This window comes from Patescibacteria group bacterium (genome assembly GCA_041662965.1).
GTDB lineage: Bacteria > Patescibacteriota > Patescibacteriia > Patescibacteriales > GWC2-42-12 > JACPHD01.
In genome coordinates, this window is record JBAZRI010000015.1 from 1 (window position 1) to 4,488 (window position 4,488).

Sequence of the window (4,488 nt, forward strand, 5' to 3'; positions counted from 1 at the left end):
CTTTCCGTTCATCTTACCGGCATCATCCTTCGTATCGATCAGCTTTGCCTGAAATCCGTACTGCGTGCGGTGCGCTTCGTCGGCGATAACGATAATATTGCGGCGTTCCGATAACCGGTCGTAGGCGGCGCGGTCCGCCTCGGGGAAAAACTTCTGGATGGTCGTAAACACAATCCCGCCGGATGCCACTTTGAGGAGCGACTTCAAATGCTCCCGTGATTCCGCCTGCACCGGCGCCTGGCCGAGCAGGCTTGACGATGCGGCAAAGGTATCAAAAAGCTGCTGGTCAAGATCGTTCCGGTCGGTGATGACCACCACAGTCGGATTGTCCAGATTATGGATCAGTTTCCCCGTGTAAAAAACCATGGACAGGCTTTTGCCTGAGCCTTGGGTATGCCAGATGACACCGGCTTTGCGGCTTCCCTTTTCGGTTACGGCAAGACGAGTGCTTTCCACGGCCTTATTCACCGCGTGGTACTGGTGATATGCCGCAAGCTTTTTCACCGTCTCGATCTGCACCAGTCCGGTTTTGGGATCGATCTTTTTGTCTTTCTCAAAAACGATGAAGTTCCCGATCAAATCAAGGAGCGTTGCCTTGTTCAGCATGCCCCGGATGAGCACTTCGAGCTGACTTACGTGGGGGGAAGATTCCTTTACACCGTCAATGGTCTTCCAGGTCTGAAACCTGCTGTAGGCGGATGAGATAGTCCCCGCTTTCGCTTCCAACCCGTCGGAGATCACGCAAAAGGCATTGTAGAAAAAGAGCGATGGAATGACCGTCTTGTAGGTCTGGATCTGATCATAGGCCTTGCGGATGGTAGCATGCTTATCCGCGGGGTTCTTGAGTTCGATCACCACCAGCGGCAGACCGTTGACGAAGAGAAGCACATCGGGCCGTTTGTTCTGATTGCGCTCGATTACGGTAAACTGATTGATGGCATAGAAGACATTATTCTCCTGGTTCTGAAAATCAACGAGCCAGACCCGCTCGCCCCGTTCCTGGCCGTCCTTCCGCACTGTGACCGGAACACCTTCGGCAAGCATTTTATGAAAGGCTTCGTTTGCGTCAATAAGCTGGGGAGAAAAGACGGACAGCGTCGCTTTCAGTGCCTCCTGCCGCGCTGCTTCCGGCAACGCAGGATTCAGGCGGTGGATGGCCTGTTCCAGGGTATGCTTCAAAACAACATCACCGTAAGTTGCCCGTTTTTCCGGACCGCCGTATGGCGACGCAGGTTCGCCCAGCAGGAAACCCTGAACCGCTTCGCCATCGGGCGCAATGGACGGCCCCGGAATGTAGGAAAATCCGAGGTCTTTGAGTTCGTCAAGGGAGAAGATTTCAATTTCCGATTCGGTGAAAGCGGTCATCTTTTTCTCCGATATGCTTGATTCGGGTGGTATTTGTTCTCAGGATATTTTAATTCGAGAAGGCCCTCGGACAACATCCCCGAAATATAGTCATGTTGAATAAAGGCCTGATTACGATTTAGCATTTTTGATAACTCGCGTAATGTAACAAAAGAATCATCGCATAATTGCACAATAAGCTTCCGCATGGCATCATGCTTCATCTTGCCAGGAACTTTTTCCAACCCGAAAGAGGCAAGGATTGCATCACGTTTTCTCGTCAAACCTAGGAGGTTCCCGTCCAAACCTAGGAGGTTCCCGTCCAAACCTAGGAGGTTCCCGTCCAAACCTTGGGAGCTCCTGCTCAAATCTGGGGAGCTACCTCCCTTATCTGGGGAGTTCCCGCTCAAATCATGGGACCTACCATTCAAATCTGGGGAGTTCGTTTCAAGGTTATCCAGAAAAGACAGCGGCAACTCCACCGGTTTCTGCCCGGGAAGATAGTAAACACTGGCGCGTGTCTCCCCTTCCTTGATAAGCATGCCCTCCTGAACAAGATGAGAAAGAGCAGCCGAAATATCCTTGGGGTGCTCAGATGAGATTTCCTTTATTCGCCCATGATGCACCCTTTCTTCCGTAGCAGCAGTGATCAGGATAACCCTTTCGAGTTCCGGCAGTTTCGTGAATCGCTCACCGAAAAGTTCATCGAGCATCTTCACGCTCTGCTCGGGAAGCAGGCTGATCATGCGGAGTTCGAGGAGCGTCTGTTCATGCACGGCGTCTTCGTAAAGCAGGGGCAAGCGCCAATGCTGCGCCTTCCAGTTCCGATATATCTTGGGAATGCCCGATCCGGCATGATCTCCAAAGCCGACGTACCTGAACATGTCCTGAATGCGGCGGTTGCGGCAATCGCTAATGCCGCCGTGGACGGCCTGCTCAACGGGAACACGCATCAGGCCGGGGTTCCTGAAACCGAACATATCCGGCCCTTTGACGGCCAAGACGGAGATCCGGCCCGTATAATCGGCATGGATCAAGGTATTTGTCAGGGCCTCGCGAATGGCTTCATGGACGGGCGTATCATCGGTGCGCATGCCTTTTCGCAATTGGAAGGGGATTTTAATATCCGCCGTCAACTTCCTATAGGTCTTTTGGAAATAATCATAGAGATTGCCGGACCATGTGCCGTCCGGAACCAGCCTGTCAACCCAGCGGACTTCGGCTTTGGATTCGGGGCGCTCCTGATAATCAACCATATAGTTTGGGAATGCGTCCCGAATGGCATCAAATCTGCCAAACATGAGCAGACCGGCGGCACGGAGTCCGCCTTTCCCGGTTATGCGATCTATACCACCGGCGCCAATTTTATTAAGAAATTCTTCGGCAGGAAGGTTAAGCCACGGGCTACCGGGTTTTACTGCTGAAAAGAGGTTACGATAGGCAGCGATCGTTTCTTTCTCAAGGTCATCGCTGCCAAAGTTTTCCAAAAGGCGGTCATCCCGGGAATCTTCAATACTTTCGGCAATCATGCGCCTGATTGTTTCATCGTCGGCTTTATAATCACTTTCATGACGACGCAGGTACGTATTGCCAAAAGGATTTGTTCCAAGGTGGATAGGTCTATCCTGACGGCGTGCACGGGGAATGGTAATTTGTATGACCTTTTGCCCGTCAACGGTAATAACCTCTATATTGGCATCACTGAGTATATTTCGGTTAACTTTCGTTTTTGCATGCAGGGTATCCCAGAGGGATTTTTTCAGTTTTTCCGGATTTTTTATGCCAAGAGCACGAAATACCCCCGGCGGCTTTTCTTCGATGCCAAGATAAACTTCACCGCCATTTGTGTTGGCCATTGCGGAGTATGTTTCCCAAAAACTGGCAGGAACTTCTCCTTTTCCATCGCGGCCTTGAGCGGCTTTGCATTCCAGAGTAACGGACTCGGCAAGGGATATGATGTCGGATAGACTGAAATTATTCATTGTCTCGCCTTTACTTCGCCGGAAATCAGCTTGGGGAGGAGCGTGTCGCGGAGGCGGGAGAGCTGATTGATTTGATTATTATTTAGATGATATTTTTCGTCTAAACTCTCAACCAATAAATAAAACTTGTCAAGTATTTCAAATGAGGGCAATTGAATCTTAAATGATGTTAATTGTTTCGCATTAGCGTTGGGTTGAGCTGAGCCTGACAAAATACCATCAATATAATTAAAGTATTCCGACGATCGCATATGTATCGAAACATAGCGAGATAATGCGATATTATCAAATTGAATCCGGATTAAATATGAAGCAAACACCGCTGATGGAGGATTTATTATAAATAAATTTTCACCGGTGGAAGCTCCCGTTCGCGCAACTACAATATCTCCAGTATTGAGCTTATATTTTAAAAATTCTTGTTCAGTTGTGTAGCAATAAGGAACATTTTCCCAATTAACAATTCCACCTTGAATATCAGTAATTCGCAGAAATTTTGGCCCTATGGTTTCTGTAGTTGCACTTTGCGTGAGACCATATTGGATTTTATCTGCAATTTCTCCAATTTCTTTCATGGGCCACTCGGCCTTCGCCTCTTCCACAAACATCTTCCGCCAGAGGGCCTCGGCCATTCCTTCCAGCGTTTTGTTCTGCCGGTGCAGAAGGTCGATCTTGTCGTCAAGACTGGACAGTACCCCGGCAATCGCCCGCTGTTCAGGGAGCGGGGGGAGGGAGAAAGAGATTTCCTTTAAATCTCTAATCGGTAATTGTGGCTGTGCACTTCCAGTGGCAAATACATCAAAATCACCTTTAAGATATTTGAATAACTGATGAGTATATTCTGGCAAAATACCCTTGGGATCAGATCGTATAATGACCATTCCCGAGTTAATTCGAATATTATCATAGGGTATTCTTTCATTGAAAAAACCAATATTACCCACCGTTCCTCGCGTTGTTAAAATAATGTCATTCCTTTGAAGTTTACCCTTTCTCAGTATCTTGTCCTTTTCTTGTGAGATGAAATAGCATTCATTAAAGGCAAACCCATCTGTCGTTACATTCTTTGCGTTTAGAAAAAGACAATAGCCATTTTGATTGAATTCATCTTGTTTAGGGTAATTGGTTCCTCTATCCCCATCAATAATTTCAAAAGGCGCAT

Annotated in this window: 3 protein-coding genes; all 3 read right to left on the bottom strand. The window is 48.4% G+C overall.

Annotated features, from left to right (window positions below; genetic code table 11):
• On the bottom strand, positions 1 to 1,365 hold a 1,365-nt coding region (locus WC639_05335; GenBank protein ID MFA6307199.1), incomplete at its 3' end, for an HsdR family type I site-specific deoxyribonuclease.
• On the bottom strand, positions 1,362 to 3,326 hold the full coding sequence (locus tag WC639_05340; protein MFA6307200.1) for an RNA-binding domain-containing protein: 1,965 nt from the start codon (positions 3,324 to 3,326) through the stop codon (positions 1,362 to 1,364). The genes WC639_05340 and WC639_05335, both read right to left, overlap by 4 nt.
• The coding region (locus WC639_05345; protein ID MFA6307201.1) for a restriction endonuclease subunit S at positions 3,323 to 4,488 on the bottom strand (1,166 nt) is incomplete at its 5' end. The genes WC639_05340 and WC639_05345, both read right to left, overlap by 4 nt.

What these genes read in the sequence shown, in the direction of transcription:
- WC639_05340 (MFA6307200.1), bottom strand. Translation starts at nt 3,326, where the DNA reads ATGAATAATTTCAGTCTATCCGACATCATATCCCTTGCCGAGTCCGTT.